This is a genomic window from Streptomyces odontomachi, assembly GCF_024435355.1.
GTDB classification, from domain to species: Bacteria; Actinomycetota; Actinomycetes; order Streptomycetales; family Streptomycetaceae; genus Streptomyces; species Streptomyces odontomachi.
In genome coordinates, this window is record NZ_JAMJWG010000009.1 from 35,382 (window position 1) to 53,025 (window position 17,644).

Genomic DNA, 17,644 nt, shown 5'->3' on the forward strand with positions numbered 1-17,644 from the left:
TCAGGGGTCTCGCTCACTTCACAGCCTCGCTTCCCCGGCCGCGCCGGCCGCCCTCGTGGTCGCCGGATGCCGTGCCGGGCAGCTCGACCGCCGGATGGTGGCAGGCCACCGCGTGGACGGCGGTGTCGGGGCCGACCAGTTCGGGCGCCGTGGACCGGCAGGTGTCGCTCGCCATCGGGCACCGGTCGGAGAACCGGCACCCCGCGGGGAAGTCCGCCGGGGACGGCACCACCCCGCGGATCTGCGTCATCCGCTCGGCCGCCGACTCCAGCGAGAGCACCGAGCCGAGCAGGCCGCGCGTGTAGTGGTGGGCGGGCGTCGCCACGAGGGACGCGCTCGCCGCCGTCTCGACGAGCTGCCCGCCGTACATCACGGCGATCCGGTCGGTCACGTCGGCGACCAGCGCGAGGTCGTGCGAGACGAGGATCAGCGCGAAGCCCAGCTCCTCGCGCAGCCGCAGCAGCAGTTCGATGATCTGCGCCTGCACGGTGACGTCGAGCGCCGTGGTGGGCTCGTCGGCGACGATCAGCTTCGGATTGCGGGACAGCGCCATCGCGATCAGCACCCGCTGGCGCTGCCCGCCGGACAGCTCGTGCGGATAGCTGCGCAGGGTGCGCTCCGGGTCGAGGCCGACCAGCCTGAGCAGTTCGCCGGCGCTGCGCGTACCGCCGCGCCGGATCAACTGCTTGAGCTGGGCGTGTACCGTCATCGCCGGATTCAGCGACGACAGCGCGTCCTGGTAGATCATCGCCATGTCGTGGCCGAGCAGCCGCCGCCGGGCCTTCATCGGCATGCCGGTCAGCTCCTGGCCGTCGAAGACGACCCGGCCACCGACCCTGGCTCCGCCGGGCGCGAGCCCCATCACCGTGAGCGCGGTCAGCGACTTGCCGCACCCCGACTCGCCCACCAGGCCGAGCACTTCACCGGGCCGCACCTCGAAGCTGATGCCGGCCACGATGTCGACCCCGCGGTGCCGCTGGTCGAAGCCGATGGCCAGCTGCTCCACGCGGAGGATCGGCGCGCCCTGCGGCAGCGGTCGGGCACGCTCGCGCAGCCGCGCCGCGGCCTCGGTGAGCGCGGGCAGCTCGGTGACGGCGCCGGTGCCGGGCCGCGCGGTCTCCAGCGCGTCCAGCGCGTCCGCCGCGTCCCGGTCCGCCGCCTCCCCGGCAGCGGGGCGCGTCGCATCCGCCGCGACCGCCACCGCCTTGGCGTCGACCGCCGCTGCGGCCACCGTGCCGGCGTCCCGGGCCTCGGCACCGTCGGACCCGCGCCGCTGGGCGGGCGCCGCCCACGCGTCCGACACGCCCTCCGAGAGCACGTTCAGCGCGAGGACGGTGAGCAGCATCAGCAGGCCCGGGAAGACGGTCGCCCACCAGCCGCCGGTGAGCACCATGTTCTTGCCGTCGGAGATGACGCTGCCCCAGGACGGGTCGGGCGGGCGGACCCCGGCGCCGATGAAGGACAGCGACGCCTCGAAGACGATGGCCTCGGCGACCTGCACGGTGCAGTACACGAGGATCGGCGCGGCGCAGTTGATGGCCACGTGCCGCCAGATGATGTGCGGGGTGCGCGCGCCGATCACCCGCTCGGCGACGACGTAGTCCTCCTCGTACTGGTCCAGCACATTGGCCCGTACCACGCGTGCCATCGGCGGCGTGAAGAGGAAGGCGAGCGCGCAGATCAGGATGGGGATGCCGCCGCCGAAGACGGTGACGAGGACCGCGGCGAGCGCGATGCCGGGGAACGCCATGACGACGTCCAGGCAGCGCATCACGGTCTCGTCGACGGCCTTGCGCGAGGTGGCGGCGAGCGCCCCCAGCACCGCGCCCGCCAGCAGCGCCAGCAGCGTCGAGCCCAGGCCGATCGCCAGCGACCAGCGCGCCCCGTACATCAGCCGGCTGAGGATGTCCCGGCCGAGGCTGTCCTGCCCCATCCAGTGCACGCCGGACGGCGCGCCGTCGCCGCTGCCCAGGGGTGCCTGGTCGAGCGGGTCGTGCGGGGCGAGCACCGGCGCCAGCAGCGCCATCAGCACCACCAGCACGATCAGCCCCAGGGCGAGGCGCGACGGCACCGGCAGCCGGCGCAGCGCCGCCGCCCGCAGCACCGCGCGCGCCCGCGGCGCCCAGGAACGCGAGGCCGCCGTCGCCGCCGTCACCGACGGCTTCGTACGCGCCGCCGGCGTCTCGGCTCCAGCCGCGGCCCGGTCCGTCCCCGAGGGAGCCCCGTCCGCCTGCTTCGGCGCCTCGTTGCCGGACGTCTGCTCGCCGGACGTCTGCTCGCCGGACGTCTGCTTGCCGGTCATCTGCTCGGGCATCAGGAGGCGCTCCTCAGACGCGGGTTGACCAGGAGGTACAGCAGGTCGATGACCAGGTTGACGATCACGAAGCCGACGGCCGTGGTGAGCACCACGCCCTGCACCACCGCCGGATCGCCGTTCTTCACCGCGTCGATCATCAGCTTGCCCATGCCCGGCAGCGCGAAGATCGTCTCGGTGACGACGGCACCGCCGAGCAGATAGCCGACCCGCAGCCCCAGCACCGTCAGCGGATTGATCAGGGCGTTGCGCAGCACGTTGCGGCCGACCACGACGACCGGCGGCAGGCCGCTGCCGATCGCGGTGCGCACGTAGTCCTTGTCCAGCTCCTCGACGACGGCGGTGCGCACGATCCGGGTCAGCTGCGCGGCGACCGGCAGCGACAGCGAGAAGGCGGGCAGCGTCATCGTCTTCAGCCAGCCGGTGAAGGAGTCCGCCGGATTGATGTAACCGCTGGACGGGAACCAGCCGGCCTGCACCGCCAGGTACTGGATCATCAGCAGCGCCAGCCAGAAGCCGGGCGCGGCGACACCGGTCAGCGAGACGATCCGGATGAGCTGGTCGGCGAGGCGATCGCGGTGGATCGCCGCGGTCACGCCCAGCACCAGCGCCAGCACCACCGCGATGACCAGGCCCATCAGCGTGAGCTGGAGGGTCAGCGGCAGCGCGGTGGCGATCTGCTGGCTCACCTTGCCGCGGTTGAGGACGCTGATGCCCATGTCACCGTGGAGCAGATCGACCACGAAGTGCGCGTAGCGCACCGGGAACGGATCGAGCAGCCCGTTCTCCTGGCGGAACTGGTGCAGCTGCTCCTGTGTGGGATTGGCCCCCTGGAAGTACGCGGAGGCCGGATCGCTGTCCGAGAACCGCATGATGACGAAGACGAACAGCACGATGCCGAGCAGGAGAGGCACCAGCAGGGCGATGCGGCGGGCCAGGATCCTGGCGATCGCGAGCACGTGTGGCTCCTAAGGGTGAGGCAAGGGCGCCGGGTACGGGACGGATCCCGTACCCGGCGACCGGTGACGCGGACGTCGGTTCCCGGCGGGCGACGGGCAGGTGCACGCGGACGTCAGCTCTTGACGGGCTTGGCCGTGAGGACGTTGATGCCCGGGTACGGCTGCGGCCGGATGCCGGTGATCTTCTTCGGGTCCCAGGCGGTGATCAGCTCGTTGTGGACGACGGGGTAGATCACCGCGTTCTCCGCGACGATGTCGATGTAGTCCTGCGTCATCTGCTTCTTCTTCGCCGCGTCCGGCTCCCGGGTGGCCCGGTCCATGAGGGTGAACAGATGCTTGGCGGTGGGGTTGTTCTGCCAGCGGGCGTAGCCCATCCAGGTGTTGTTGGGCCCGTAGTTGTAATGCATGATCAGGTCCGCGTCGATGCCGAACTGGTTCGGATTGGACGCGGCGGCGACGACCTGGAAGTCCTTCTTCTGGTCGAGTTTGCTGAAGACGGCCGAGGTCTCCTGCGGTTGCAGCGTCGTCTTGACGCCGATCGCGTCCCAGGACGCCTTGATGGTGGGTATGCAGTCCACGATCCAGCTGACGTTGACCGCCTGGAGGTTGATCGTCAGGTCCTTCACGCCGGCCTCGGCCAGCAGTTGCCTGGCCTTCTTCGGGTCGTAGCCGTAGACCGTCTTGGCCTTGCGGTAGGTGGGGTTGCCGGTGTCCAGGAACGAGGACGCGGGCTTGCCGTGGCCGCGCAGGCCCGCCTGGATCATCTTCTCGGTGTCGATGGCGTAGAACAGCGCCTGCCGCACCCGGATGTCGTCGAACGGTTTGTGGCCCGTGTTGAACAGCAGGAACATGTGGTTCATCCCCGCGCCGCCCTCGACGGTCAGCCCCTGCTTCTGAAGCTGGTCGACGTTGGCGTACGGGATGTTCTCGGCGATCTGGGCGCCCGCGTTGGAGCCGGAGATCTTGGCGACGCGGGGTGCGGCGTCCACGATCGACAGCCAGTTCATCGTCTTGAAGGTGGGCCTGCGCGGGCCGTTGTAGTCCGCGAAGGCGGCGAACGTGGTGTTGGACTTCGGGTGGTGCGCGGTCTGCCGGTACGGTCCCGAGCCGATCGCTTTGCCGCCGTCCGCGGCCTCCCAGCCGCCCGCCTTGCCGAACACGTGCTCGGGCATGATCTTCGCGATCGTCAGCCGCGGCGCGCCCTCCGGGAAGGGGAACTTCAGGATCAGCTCGACGGTCCTGTCGTCGACCTTCCGCGCCTCCTTCAGCCAGGGCCCGATGAACGAGGTGGCCAGCAGCGGCGTTTCGGTCTTCAGGATCCGGTCGAAGGTGAAGATGACGTCATCGGCGGTGACGGGCTTGCCGTCGTGCCACTTCGCCCCGTCGCGCAGGGTGAACCGCCAGGTGGTGGCGGACAGGTCCCTGGGGACCTCGGTGGCCAGCGCCGGGTACGGCTTCCGGGTGATCGGGTCGGTGTCCAGCAGCCCCTCGTAGATGTGGTGGTTGGCCGCCATGGTGAACGCCGACGCCGTCTTCGTCGGGTCCCAGCTCTGGTCGTTGCCGTAGCCGATCACCGCGGTGAGGTGGTCCGAACCCCCCTCGCCACCCGTGTCGTTGGTGGACTCAGGGCCGGACGAGCAGGCCGAGAGGCTGGTCGTGATCGCGGTCGCCGCGCCCAGCGCACCGGTGAACTTGAGAAAGGACCGGCGGTGCAGCGCCGTCCGAGGGGTCGCGTCGTCGCTCACTGTGCCTCCATGGAGTGCCCCAAAAGACTGTGATACGTCCATACGCCCGCGTTTCCCGCGCGATGCGCCCACCGGTCACATACCCGGAGATAGGACGTCCTACGTCTATCCGCGCGACCATAAATCGGGCCCGGTGGCAGGTCAAGGGGGTGCGCACAGGGGATGTGCGCGCGGCGGGCGGGCGCGCAACTTCCGTGCGCCGGCGGCCCGCCCGGCCCGTTGGTGCCGGGTGGACGGCGTTGCCGAGGACGTTCCGCTGCGCCCGCCCCGCGCATGCGATATGAGTGAACGGACGGCGAACTGCCGTCGACCAGGACACTTACGAAAGACGGTGCGGGAAGACATGGGACGTGGGACCTCTGCCCGGTCTACGATGGAGCGCATGTCTGAGGAGCCGAGCAACTCTTCCATGCGCTCCACCCCGCGGTCGTCCCGTACATGGCGGGTGAACAGCCAGATCCAGCGCGAGGTCACCCAGCTGATCCTGGACCGCGGCCTCAAGCCCGGGGCGCCGCTGCCCACCGAGGCCGAGCTGATGGAGGACCTCGGCGTCAGCCGCAACTCGGTGCGCGAGGCGCTCAAGGCCCTCCAGGCCCTGGACATCGTGGAGATCCGGCACGGCTACGGCACCTACGTCGGCCAGGCATCCCTGACCCCGCTCGTCGACGGCCTCACCTTCCGCACCCTCGTCCTGCTCGGCGACGACGCCCACGCGCTGAACGAGATCCTCGAAGTGCGCGAGGTGCTGGAGGAGGGCCTGATACAGCGGATCACCCCGTCCCTCACCGAGGCGGACCTCGACGCCCTGGAGGAGATCGTGGTCCGGATGGAGGACGCCGGCCAGGCCGGCGAGGCCTTTCCCGCCCTCGACCGGGAGTTCCACGAACGCCTCTACCGCGTCCTCGGCAACGAACTCGTGCCCCAGCTGCTCGGCGCGTTCTGGAACGTCTTCCACCGGGTCGCCGGTGCGCGCGGCTGGACCGAGGACCCGTCCCTCGAAGTCACGGCCCGCCGCCATCGCGACATCCTCACCGCGTTGCGCGCCCGCGATGTCGCGGCCGCCCAGCGGGCGATGTCCCACCACTTCCGTGGGATCGAGGCGCGGGCTGCGCGGGAGATGCGCGGGGTGCAGTGAGCGGGACCCGCGTGGTCTGGGCGGCCCGCGTGGATCGCATGGACCGCACGGTCCGCGTGGTCCGCATGGCCCGCGTGGACCGCACGGCCCGCATGGACCGCGTGGTCCGCATGGCCCGTTGAAGGGGCGTGCGGCTCTGTCGGCCTGACCAGCATGGTTCCGGGGCCCGGCTGAACCCGGCCCCGGGCCGCCCTGCGTCCCGGCGACTGGGGAAAACCCCCGGAAGGGTTCGGGGGGTTGTCGTCTGGTGGGCGGTGTGCCGAAGTCGGGAGGGTTGACCCATGCGTTCCCTCCTCAAACCCGGCGTCGTGTCCTTCGTCGCCCTCACCTTCGGTATCGCCTGGATCCCGTGGATCGTTCTCGCCGCGACCCATGCGGATGTCTCGTCCGGTGCGGGCGCGTTGGTGTTCGCCCTGGCCGCGAGCGGCCCGTCGCTCGCCGCCTTCGCCCTCTGGCTCCGCCGCCCTCGCGTGCGCATCGCGCCCCGCGCTCGGCCGCGGCTCTCCTGGGCGTGCCTGGCGCTGCTGGCGGGCGCGTCGTCACCGGTCACCGCGGCCGTGATCTGCGACAGGGACGGCATCGCCGCGCATGTGTCCTCGACCGTCGCGAGTGTCGGAGGGTGGCTGGGTGCCGTCGCCTACACCCTGATATCGGGGCCGCTCTCGGAGGAATTCGGCTGGCGGGGCTATCTGCAACCACGCCTGCGGCTCGGTGCGCCCCGTCCGCTGGTGGTCACCGCGGTCATCGGAGCGACCTGGGCATGCTGGCACCTGCCGCTCTTCTTCGTACCGGGCACCGGGCAGCACGACAGCGGACTCCTGACCTACGACGGTCTGTGCCTGCTCGCCTCGTTCTTCCCGCTGAGCTTCATCGCCCTGTTCCTCACGGAGCGGCTGCGCGGCGGCGTCCTCGCCGCGATCCTGCTGCACGCGGCCTGGAACATGACCGGCGCGCTGATGCCGCCGACCTCGGACGCCGGCACCGTGCTGCAACTGGCGGTACTGGTCGCCGTCGCCCTGGTCCTCGGCGGCTGGTGGCACCGCCACCCCGCGTCCACCGCGGCTCCGGAGCCGTGGGACCAGCCGGAATCCAAGCGCCTGGGGACCGCCGTCAGGGAACCTTCCACACCTCGATAGCGCCGTCCGAGCCGCCGGCGACCGGCAGCTTGCTGCCGGGGCCGAAGGCCAGCGATGGCACATGGCCGTAGTCGCCGGCGAGGGTGCCGGGCACAGCGGGAAAGGTGAAGGGCGTTGCCGCAGACCCGTGTCGTCACCGATGCGAGGCGGCGGCTGCCACCCGCGCGCTCTGCGCCGACGTGATGCGGTGGACGAGGACGAGCGCGGAGACGGCCGCGGCGGCGCCCGCGAGTTTCTGGAGGAGGGCGAGCATCACCAGGAACCTGATGTTCACGGGGCTGTCCTGATGCCACCACTGGCTCACTCCGGCGAACCCGGTCAGCGCGTAGAGCAGGAGCAGCAGCCACCAGGTGTGGATCAGCCGCAGGCCGGACCGCTGCTCCCGCTGGACGAACCGCCCGAGCGAGAGGCCTGCGGCCGGCTGGGAGGCGAGCCAGATGTCCGTGGTGATCTGCTGGGGGAGGTAGAAGTTGGCCGCCGGGATGAACCAGCAGAACATGGCCATCACCGGGCCGTGCCGGTGCCGGCCGGGCGCGAACGCCTCGGCGTTGTGCCTGACCCGCCAGAACCAGTAGAGCCAGACCACCAGGATCGCGAAGGTCAGTACGTCCGGGAAGACGAGCAGGTGGTCGTCGAGCCGGTTCCGCGTTGCCGTGAGCTCGCCGTACAAGCCGGCATCGGAGATTCCGGCGCCGAGGTCCTTGTAGAGCTTCGCGTAGGTGTCGATCACGGGCAGCAGGCTGAGGGTGAACAGGGCGAGAAGCCCGTACAGGACAGCGGCCGACCGGTCGGCGCGCCGTGCGGGGGCGGGCGTGCGGCCGTTCGGTGGCGGTGTCCAGGGCCCGGCCGCGATGGCGTGCGAGCTCCCCGTGGCGTAGCTGCGTGCGGCCGGTGGCCGATGCGGGCGCGGTGGTGTGCCGTGCGGGTGCGGTGGTGTGCCGTGCGGGCGCGGCGACGGCACCGCTGCCCGGCCGGAAGCGTCCTGGCCTGGCGTGGACCCCGGCAGGTGGCGGGTGGGCGCGGGAGCGGGATGGCCCATGGCGGTGGCGGCGCTCGGGGAGCCGGGCAGGGCGGCGGTGGCCGCTTCCGGCCCGCCGCCCAGTCCCGCGGTGGCCGCTTCCGGCCCGCCGCCCCGGCCCGCGGGATCCTCGTTGTCCAGCAGTGCCACGGCGTGCCGCCCCAGCTGCCCGAGGACTTCGGCCGGCAGCCACTCACCGCGCGGCTCGGCGTCGTCCGCGGTCCGTGCCAGCAGGTCGGCGATGGTGGGGCGCTGGTCGGGCTGCTTGCCCAGGCAGTCGCGGATCAGCCCGGCGAGCGGCCCGTCCGCGATGTCGTCGAGCTTCGCCTCCTCCGCCACGATCCGGAACATCAGCGCATGCCCGCCGCTGTCCTCGGTGCCGAACGGCAGCTTTCCGGTGGCTGCGAAGGCCAGGACGCAACCGAGGCTGAAGACGTCGCTCGCGGTCGTCAGTCTTTCGCCGCGTATCTGCTCGGGCGACATGAAGCCGGGGGAGCCGATGACGGCGCCGGTGCGGGTCAGCCCGGCCGCGGTCGCCGCATCGATGGCGCGGGCGATCCCGAAGTCGATGACCCGCGGGCCGTCAAGGGTGATCAGGACGTTGGACGGCTTAAGGTCCCGGTGGACGATGCCGGTGTCGTGGATGTCACGCAGCGCCCGCACCAGTCCGGCCGCGAGGGCCGCCGACGAGGGTTCCGGCAGCGGCCCGTAGTCCTCGGTCACCACCTGGTGGAGCGACGGGCCCGCGATGTAGCCGGTGGCCACCCACGGCGTCGTCGCCTCGGTGTCCGCGTCCAGCACCGACGCCGTCCACGCCCCGCCGACGCGGCGGGCCGCGGCGATCTCCTCGGCGAAGCGCAGCCGGAAGCCGGGATCGCGGGCGAGGCCCGGCTGGATGGTCTTGACGGCAACGGTCCGGCCACGCGGGGAACGGGCCAGGTAGACCCTGCCCATCCCGCCCTCACCGAGCCGGCCCAGCAGCCGGTAGGCGCCTATCGACTCGGGATCGCCTGGCTCGAGCGGTCTCATCGGCGCTGGTCTCTCCTCGGGTGCACATGGTCTTCGGGCGCGTGGCGTTCTCGCAGCGAAGGATAGGACTGGGCCCGGGGGTGGGACGGTTCCCGTGCGGAGGGTGTGCCCCCGACGGGGCGCACCGCGCCAAGCGCACCGCAGATCGCGAATCGCCGGTGAAGGGGGCTCCCCAGAGCGCGGGGAGCCTGAGAGGCTGCCCCGGAGTTCGACACCGTGCGAAGGAGCCGCATGACCACGCCGCGCCACCCCGCGACCCCACCCCGCCTGCGCCACTTCTACGACAAGCTCCGCTCGCCGGGCTACGGCGGCGACTACAACCCCGAGCAGTGGGGCCCCGAGGTGCACGTCGAGGACGCGCAGCTGATGAAGCAGGCCGGCGTGAACCTGGTCAGCCTCGGCATCTTCGCCTGGGCCCAGTGCGAACCCGCCCCGGGCGCGTACGACTTCGACTGGCTGGACGGGCACATGGACCGGCTGGCCGCCACCGGCGTCTGCGTCACCCTGGCGACCATGACCGCCTCACCGCCGCCGTGGATGGCCGTCGAGCACCCCGAGACGCTGCCGGTGATGGCCGACGGCACCGTGCTGTACCCGGGCGCGCGCCAGCACTGGTGCCCCTCCAGTCCCGTCTACCGCGAGCACGCGGTCCGCTTCGTCGAGCGGCTGGCCGAGCGGTACGCCGACCATCCGGCGCTCGCCCTGTGGCACATCGGCAACGAGTTCGGCTGCCACGAGTCCCGGCACTGCCACTGCGCCGTCTCCACCGAGGCGTTCCGCGGCTGGCTGCGCGCACGGTACGGCACCGTGGACGCCCTGAACGACGCGTGGTCCACCGACTTCTGGTCGCAGCGCTACACCGGTTTCGACCAGATCTTCACGCCCCGTACCGCCCCGTCGTTCCGGAACCCCACCCAGCAGCTCGACTACCAGCGTTTCTCCTCCGACGAGCTGCTCGCCTGCTACCGCGCCGAGCGCGACGCGCTGGACCGGATCACCCCGCACATCCCGGTCACCACCAACTTCGTCCCGGTGGCGAAGACCCTGGACCTCTTCGCCTGGGCCGAGCACCTGGACGTCATCTCCTACGACTCGTATCCCGACCCGCACGACGCGCAGTCGTTCCAGCACACCGCCTTCGGCTTCGACGTGATGCGCGGCCTGCGCGGCGGTCAGCCCTGGCTGCTCATGGAGCAGGCCCCGAGCGCCGTCAACTGGCGGCGCCGCAACGGTCGCAAGCCGCGCGGCCGGATGCGCCTGGACAGCTGGCAGGCGGTGGCGCACGGCGCCGACTCGGTGCTGTTCTTCCAGTGGCGTGCCTCCCGCGGCGGCGCCGAGAAGTTCCACTCGGCGATGGTCCCGCACGGCGGCCCCGACCACCCCCTGCACCGGGAGGTGGCCGCGCTCGGCGAGGAGCTGGCCGCCCATCCCGACCTGCTCGGTTCCGTCCCCGAGCGCGCCGACGTGGCGCTCCTGCTGGACTGGCCGAACTGGTGGGCCGTGGAACTCGACGCCCACCCCGCCGACATCGCCTTCCTGGACGCCGCCCACGCCCACCACCGGCCCTTCCACGACGCCGCGGTGGCGACCGACGTCGTCCCCGTCACCGGCGACTTCAGCCCCTACAAGATCCTTGTTGTGCCGCACCTGTACGCGGTGAGCGAGGCCGACGCGCAGCGCGTCAAGGACTACGTACGGGCCGGCGGCACCCTGGTGATGTCGTACTTCTCCGGCATCACCGACGAGCACGACCGCGTCCACCTCGGCGGCTACCCGGGCCCGTTCCGCGATCTGCTGGGCCTGACCGTCGACGAGTTCGACCCGCGCCCGAACGGCACGTGGGCGGAGGAGATCCGCCTGGAGGGCGCGGAGGCGGTCGAGACCTTCGACTCCGGCGCCCCCTCGGTGACCCGGCACGCCTACGGCGACGGCGTGGCCTGGTACCTCGCCACCCGCCCGGGACCGCAGGACTTCCGCCGCCTGGTGGACCGGGTGTGCGAGGAGTCCGGCGTCCACCCGGTCCTGCCCGACCTGCTGCCCGGCGCCTACGCCCGCACCCGCGTGACGGCGGACGGCAGCCGGATCCATATCGTGCTGGACGAGGGGGAGCGGGGGGTGACGGTGCGGCGCGACTGACGCGGCCTCGCGCTCCCGCGTGACGTTCAGAAAGATGACCTGACAGACGATCAGGCAGGCGACCTGGAAGATGATCGGAAAGGAGTCGCGTGAGCGACGACGAGCAGTCCCGCCTCGGCGAGTTCAGCGCCCGGCTGGAGAGTGAGGACCCCGACGTCGTCAGCGGGGCCCTGGACGACTACCAGTCGGCACAGGCCGACACCAGGTGGGGCGTGGACAATCCCTACTGGCCGCTGGACAACGAGGTGCGCTTCGCCGCCCGGGACCTCCTCGCGCGACCCTCGTCCGACCGAAGCCACGCGAGCGCTCTCACCGTGCTGTGGCATCTCGCCGAGGAGGAGGACGCGGACCTGATCGCCGACGCCCTCGAAGGCGCCGCGGACGCCGAGGTGCGGGATGTGGCGCTGCGCGCGGCCGGCACCGCCCTCGCGGAGAGCGATGAGCCGAACCGCCGCCTGCTGGCGCTGATCACCGCCAGGGCGCTGGACGAGGGCCTCGACGTGCAGGATCGCAAGGACGCCATGCACGTCCTGGGCGAACTGGACCTGCCGGAGGCCGATGACCTCATCGTCCGTCTCAGTGCGTCGTCCGAACCGGAACTCCAGGTGTACGCGGCGGTTTTCCTCGCGACGCCCCTGCGGCTCCGTGTCCACCGCGACCGGGTCAGGCGACTCGTGGAGTCCTGGCCAGAGGACGCGGGTTGGGAGGCCAAGCACGTTCGCGAGGCGCTCGAGGGCTTCCACAGCACCTACTGGAACGACGCCGAGTTGGACGATCCGGTGCTCCGGGCGGCCCATGACGAGCTGCGGTTCCCGCCCGGCGACGACGCATGCCTGCGCGCGTTCAGCACCCTGCTGTGCAGCGAGAACCCGGTTGCCGTGGGCATCGCGCTCGACCACTACGAGTCCTGGCAGGGGCTGCGGCGTGTCCTGGCGGACGAGGAACGCGCCGAGGCCTACCTGCCCGAGGTGCTGGCCCGCGCCCGTGAGGTGCTCCGGCGGCCGATGTCTCCCGCCGAGGTGAGCGCCCTGAACATGATCGGGGCGCAACACACCGAGCCCGGCGACGCCGACCTCCTCCTGGACGTGTTCACGCGCACGGACTCGGACGAGGTGCGCAACAAGGCCATCTGGACGGCCTACGGCGTACTCGACGAGGCCGAGGTGAAGGACGAGCGGCTCGTCGCCGCCCTGGGCGACCTGATCTTCGACCCGTCCGTCGGCTTCTACCTCACCAAGGAGACGGCGATCCGGGTGCTGGCCGACAGCCTCGGCGCGGACGCGGACGGCATCCTCGTCCGGGCGCTGCGCGAGGGCGAGCCGAAGGTGCAGGCCCACGCGTCCTACTACCTGGTCAGGACGGGAGGCCTGGATCGGCACCGCGCCATCATGGAGGAGGTCGCCGAGAGCTGGGGCGACCGACCTCCCCAGCGCCCCTGGGGCGAGGACCCGATCGAGCTGATCTTCGGCAAGCCGCACAGCGTCCACTGGGAAGGTCACCGGCTGGCGGACCCGGACCTGTATCGCGCCCACAAGAGGCTGCGGGCTCCCACCGTGGACGCGTCGTACCACCAGGCACTTCGCACGCTGCTCGAAAGCGGTGACGAGGCGGCCGTGGGCATCGCCCTCGACCACTGGTCGAGTCCCGAAGGCGCGGTGAAACGGGGCGGCGAGAAGGCACGCGAACCGGAGCGGGCACTCGTCCTGGACCGCATCGGCGAGGCGCTGCGGCAGCCGCCCTCATCGGCCGACCTCAGCCGTGTCCACGGGTCCGAGGCCAAGCACCTCTCCGCGTTGTCGGCGCTGGACGTCGTGGCGGCACAGGAGCCGGCCCTGCTGGCCGAGGTCGTCGGGGCGGCCGCGAGCGATCTCGTTCGCGAGGGGGCCCTCGATGCGGTGGAGGCGGTGTTCAGGGACGCGGAGGACGCTGACCCGCGGCTCGTGGAGGCGTTGGGCAACGTCGCCTGCGACGGGAGCGTGCCGTTGGACGCCCGTGTCAGGGCGGTCGAAGTGCTGGACGAGTCCCCCGGCACCAACTCCGTGGCGGCGCTCGTCCAGGCGACCCGCTGCCCCGAGGTGGAGGTTCAGGCCGCCGCGGCCTGGGGGCTGATGTGGGATGAGGTGATCGAGGATCACCGTCCCCTGCTTGCGGAGCTCTGCGCGAGCTGGCCCGTGACGGACGACGCCCCGTGGCAGGTCACACGGGTGCGGGAGATGCTCGACGCCGCCGGGAAGTGAGCCGGCCGGGGCGGGACGCATCGGCGGCGGGGGAACGCGGGGCCGTGATCGTCAGAAGATGGTCTCCTGCCCCCGTAGCTGCTGGAGGCCTTCCTCCATCGTCAGCGACGGGATGACGCGCACGCTGTTCCACTGCGTGAGCCGGCTGTCCACCAGGAAGCGGTCCACGTTCTCCGCGCTGTCCGAGTCCAGCACCGTCAGGATGGAGTGCTCCCGGTTCACGTAGGGGCCGGCCGCGATGGAGACACCCGCCTGCTGCGCGATGTTCGGCATCTCCGGAGCGATGTCGAGCAGCAGCTGCTTGATCGTGGCGTTGCTCATCGGGCACTGCTCGGGGTTGTGGGTCGCATACAGAACGTAGTGCATCTCCGACCTCCACGTCTGGCAATTCACCCAATTCGCCAAATTCACCCTGTTCCCCACGCTACGTCCGCATTCTGGCGGTCGCCAGCCATCCGGTAGCCGGGCCGCAGCCCGTCGTGGCGGACAGAAGCTGACCGCAACGCCACCTAACGTGCCGTCCGAGCGGTGCACGGAACGAGCGGTGCACCCAGCACGTCGAGGCCCACCGGGGCCCACCGAGGTACAGCGAGGCAGGCATGGACGACGACATCACCCCGTTCCGGATCGACATCCCCCAGGCGGACCTCGACGACCTGCGTGCCCGGCTGGCCCGTACCCGCTGGCCGGACGAACTGCCCGGTGCCGGCTGGGACCTGGGCGTCTCCCTGTCGTATCTGAAGGAGCTGGCCGGGTACTGGGCCGACGGCTACGACTGGCGGGTGCACGAGGCCCGGCTGAACGAGGTGCCGCAGTTCACGACGGTGATCGACGGGCAGAACGTGCACTTCCTGCACGTGCGCTCCCCGGAGCCGGACGCCGTCCCGTTGGTGATCACGCACGGCTGGCCCAGCACGGTGCACGACTTCCTGGACGTGATCGGCCCGCTCACCGACCCGCGCGCGCACGGCGCCGACCCGGCGGACGCGTTCCACGTCGTCGCCCCGTCCCTGCCGGGCTTCCCCTTCTCCGGGCCCACGCACGAGGCCGGCTGGGGCTGCCGGCGGGTCGCGCGCGCCTGGGCGGAGCTGATGTGCCGCCTCGGCTACGACCGGTACGGCGCCCAGGGCGGCGACTTCGGGTCGCTCGTCTCGGCCGAGCTGGGCCGCGTCGCTCCCGAACACGTCCTCGGCGTCCATCTCAACGCCTACGTCGGCGCGTCGACCTCCGCGGACCCGGCCGAACTCGATCTGCTCTCCGAGGCCGAGCGCCGCCAGGCGCAGGAGAACCAGGCCTGGTGGTACGCCCACTCCGGCTACGCCACGCAGATGTCCACCCGCCCGCAGACGGTGGCGTACGCGCTCAACGACTCGCCGGTGGGGCAGCTGGCCTGGAACCTGGAGTGGTTCGTCGACCACGACCCGACCCGCACCCGGCAGCGGCTCGCCGACCGTGACGCGGTGCTGACCGACGTGACCGCCTTCTGGCTGACCGGCACCGCGGGCTCGGCGGCCCGCCTGTACCACGAGATGGCGGCGGATGGCTGGGGGCGCCCCGCCTCGTCCGGGGTGCCGACGGGGGTGGCGAGGTTCCCCGGTGACCGGGCGCTGCGCGGCCTGGCGGAGTTGTCCAACGTCGTCACCCGCTGGTCGGAGTTCGGCACCGGCGGCCATTTCGCGTCGCTCCAGGCGCCGGAGCTGCTGGTGGGGGACGTGCGGGCGTTCTTTCGGACAGTGCGGTGACGTCGCCGTCCGGCCGCCCGAAAAGCCGTCGGCGTGCGCCCGGCGCTGTGACAGGCTGGCGCCATCCGCCCGTCCGCACAGAGCCAGGTGACCGATGTCCGTGATCCACCACACCACCCTGACGCCCACCAAGCTGGAGCTGCTGGCCGGCTGGCTGCCGGCGCAGCCCTGGTACCCGAGCACCGGCCGGGCGCCGGAGCTGACCAAGGCCGGCGGTTTCCGGCTCGACGATCCGCAGGGCGCGGTCGGCATCGAGTTCATGGTGACCGTGGACACCTCCGGAGACCGGCCGCGCGCCTACCACGTCCCGCTCACCTACCGCGGCGCCCCGCTCCACGGCGCCCCCGACCAGGCCCTCATCGGCACCACCGAGCACGGCGTGCTGGGCAGGCGGTGGGTCTACGACGGCACCTTCGACCCCGTGCTCGTCGCGCAGCTGCTCGCGTTCGTGCAGGGCCGCGTGCCGGCGCACGCCCAGAGCACCTCCGACGCCCTCGACCCGTCCGTCACCGGCCACTTCGCCGGCGCCGCGCTCCCGCCCACGCTCGGCGCCACCCGCGTCGACAACGGCCCGCACGGTACCGACGTCCTCGTCGCGGACCCCGCCGGCGGCGGGCTGACCGTGCACGTGGTCCGTGCCCTGCGCCCGGACGATCCGTCCGGCGCGCCGGATGCCGCCGTGGGGCACGTCACGGCCGACTGGCGGCTGCCGGACGGTGCGCCGGCACGCGGCCGGTACTTCGTGCTTCGCGAGGGGACCCGCCGCGAGGGGGCCGCCTGAGCGAGGTCACGGGGCGACGGTGACCGTGACGCGTGCCGTGTCGTTCGCCGACCGGCCGTCGACGCCGGCGGCGCTGCGTACCCGTACGCGTCCGGTGCCGGAGTCGTGCAGGCGCAGGGTGAAGTCGAGCGTGTGCGTCCGGCCCGCGCCCATCGCGTCCACCTCGCAGGTGTACACGTCGCGGTCGTCCGCGTCGAACCCGTGCCGGCACAGCGGCCCGTAGGTGTCCTCGTCGGTCCGGTGGGTCGGCTGCTTCACGACCAGCGACCCCAGGGGCACGGTGAACTCGACCGTCACCGTCCTGCCGGCGCCGAGTTCCCCGGGGCCGCCGTTGCGGGCGCCGACGCTGATCCGCTGCTCGCTGTCCCGGCTGCCGTGCACCGTGGCGCCGACGGCCGCGAAGTCGGCGTGTACGGCCATGTCGACGTCGGTCCACACCACGTCGCGTGCGGAGAACGTGGCCGGCCCGGCCGGCGGTCGGGTGATGTCGCGGGCCGTGAGCGCGGCGCCGTCGCCCGGGGCGCCGTCGGGGGGCCAGCCGGCGTCCGCCGGCGGCCCGAGCACCAAAGGCCACGTCGACTGTCGCACGGAGCTGCTCAGCTGCTTCTGAGGCGCCTCGAACCGCGGCGCCGGAGTGAACGCCACCATCTCGCCGGGCCGGATCCGCAGGTCCGGGAAGCTGCACACCGCCGTATGACCCTGGTGGGAGGCCGCATAGCGGCAGTTGCGGTACCGCTGCCGGTGCGGCATCCCGGAGGTGTCGAACGCCACGGCCACCCCGTCCGCGGCAACCTCGCCGGTGTTGCGGACCACCAGCGGGAACGTGACCGTGCCGCCGGGTGCGACACCCGTGATCCGGTCCGGCCTGCGCATCTCAAGCACCGGCTCCCCGACCACGACCCGGGTGCGGGCGGTGCGGACCGTGCCGTCGGCGGTGGTGAGCCGGTAGCGGATCGTGCCGGTGTCGCCCACCTTGCTGCCCTCGGCGGCGACCGGCTTCACCTGGTTGTCGTTCGACCAGATGCCTGCCGGGCCGGTCGAGCAGGTCACCTTCGCCGGCCCACCGGTGCACCGCGACCCGTTCTTCCGCAACGTCACGACGCTCTCGAGCCCACGCGCGTCCACGGTGACGCTGCCGTGCCGCGCCGGGTCGTCGTCCGTCGCGGCGGAGGCCCCGGCCACCCGCACGTCGAGGGTCACCGGGCCCGGTCGGCCGGCCCGGTCACCCGGCGGGCGCAGGTAGAACACCTCGGGCACGGTCAGCCGCACCCCGCCCGACGCTCCGATGCCGGCGTCGCACGCCACACCGCCCCCCACCAGCCCCAAGGCCAGACACAGCACCCCGACACGCCGCCGCAGCCGCACCCCCACCCAGAGCCCCCCCTCGGCCTGCTCACGGCGACGGCGACACG

The 17,644-nt window shown here is 72.0% G+C and carries 13 protein-coding genes; 7 read left to right on the top strand and 6 right to left on the bottom strand.

Annotated features, from left to right (window positions below; all coding sequences use genetic code 11):
- Window positions 1-13: 13 nt before the first annotated feature.
- From NQO67_RS19535 to NQO67_RS19545, 3 genes are all read right to left on the bottom strand, one after another.
- The gene (locus NQO67_RS19535) at window positions 14-2,314 is read right to left on the bottom strand and encodes a dipeptide/oligopeptide/nickel ABC transporter permease/ATP-binding protein (protein ID WP_255951352.1); all 2,301 of its coding nucleotides are present in this window, start codon (window positions 2,312-2,314) and stop codon (window positions 14-16) included.
- Window positions 2,314-3,273, bottom strand: a complete 960-nt coding sequence (locus NQO67_RS19540; protein ID WP_255951353.1) for an ABC transporter permease — start codon at window positions 3,271-3,273, stop codon at window positions 2,314-2,316. Before NQO67_RS19540 ends, NQO67_RS19535 begins: the two co-directional genes overlap by 1 nt.
- 113 nt (window positions 3,274-3,386) lie before the next feature.
- A complete protein-coding gene (locus NQO67_RS19545) occupies window positions 3,387-5,018 on the bottom strand; it encodes an ABC transporter substrate-binding protein (protein ID WP_255951354.1) in 1,632 nt (543 codons plus the stop codon).
- Window positions 5,019-5,427: 409 nt separating this feature from the next.
- Here NQO67_RS19545 and NQO67_RS19550 point away from each other — a divergent pair, with 409 nt between their 5' ends.
- The 3 genes from NQO67_RS19550 (at window position 5,428) to NQO67_RS19560 (ending at window position 7,289) form a co-directional block, all read left to right on the top strand.
- Complete coding sequence (locus NQO67_RS19550) at window positions 5,428-6,153, top strand: FadR/GntR family transcriptional regulator (RefSeq protein ID WP_255951645.1); 726 nt, start codon at window positions 5,428-5,430, stop codon at window positions 6,151-6,153.
- Entirely contained in the window at window positions 6,150-6,275 is a 126-nt protein-coding gene (locus NQO67_RS19555; RefSeq protein ID WP_255951355.1) for a hypothetical protein, read from the top strand. The genes NQO67_RS19550 and NQO67_RS19555 overlap by 4 nt, the downstream gene beginning before the upstream one ends.
- Window positions 6,276-6,434: 159 nt before the next feature.
- A complete protein-coding gene (locus tag NQO67_RS19560; protein WP_255951356.1) occupies window positions 6,435-7,289 on the top strand; it encodes a CPBP family intramembrane glutamic endopeptidase in 855 nt (284 codons plus the stop codon).
- Window positions 7,290-7,422: 133 nt separating this feature from the next.
- Here NQO67_RS19560 and NQO67_RS19565 read toward each other — a convergent pair whose 3' ends face one another.
- Complete coding sequence (locus NQO67_RS19565; RefSeq protein ID WP_255951357.1) at window positions 7,423-9,336, bottom strand: protein kinase domain-containing protein; 1,914 nt, start codon at window positions 9,334-9,336, stop codon at window positions 7,423-7,425.
- 231 nt (window positions 9,337-9,567) lie between these two features.
- Here NQO67_RS19565 and NQO67_RS19570 point away from each other — a divergent pair, with 231 nt between their 5' ends.
- On the top strand, window positions 9,568-11,472 hold the full coding sequence (locus NQO67_RS19570) for a beta-galactosidase (protein ID WP_255951358.1): 1,905 nt from the start codon (window positions 9,568-9,570) through the stop codon (window positions 11,470-11,472).
- 89 nt (window positions 11,473-11,561) lie between these two features.
- Window positions 11,562-13,709 carry a hypothetical protein gene (locus tag NQO67_RS19575; RefSeq protein ID WP_255951359.1) on the top strand — a complete coding sequence of 716 codons (2,148 nt, stop codon included), beginning with the start codon at window positions 11,562-11,564 and terminating at the stop codon, window positions 13,707-13,709.
- 51 nt (window positions 13,710-13,760) lie between these two features.
- Here NQO67_RS19575 and NQO67_RS19580 read toward each other — a convergent pair whose 3' ends face one another.
- On the bottom strand, window positions 13,761-14,075 hold the full coding sequence (locus NQO67_RS19580; protein WP_255951360.1) for a hypothetical protein: 315 nt from the start codon (window positions 14,073-14,075) through the stop codon (window positions 13,761-13,763).
- A 233-nt stretch (window positions 14,076-14,308) separates the two neighbouring features.
- Between NQO67_RS19580 and NQO67_RS19585 the strand changes: the two genes are divergently transcribed.
- Both NQO67_RS19585 and NQO67_RS19590 read left to right on the top strand, forming a co-directional pair.
- Window positions 14,309-15,451, top strand: coding sequence for an epoxide hydrolase family protein (locus NQO67_RS19585; protein WP_255951361.1), 1,143 nt, complete (start codon window positions 14,309-14,311; stop codon window positions 15,449-15,451).
- A gap of 94 nt (window positions 15,452-15,545) precedes the next feature.
- Complete coding sequence (locus NQO67_RS19590; RefSeq protein WP_255951362.1) at window positions 15,546-16,232, top strand: maltokinase N-terminal cap-like domain-containing protein; 687 nt, start codon at window positions 15,546-15,548, stop codon at window positions 16,230-16,232.
- 6 nt (window positions 16,233-16,238) lie between these two features.
- On the opposite strand, the gene NQO67_RS19595 is transcribed toward NQO67_RS19590, so the two are convergent.
- Window positions 16,239-17,537, bottom strand: a complete 1,299-nt coding sequence (locus tag NQO67_RS19595) for a hypothetical protein (protein WP_255951363.1) — start codon at window positions 17,535-17,537, stop codon at window positions 16,239-16,241.
- Window positions 17,538-17,644 lie beyond the last annotated feature (107 nt).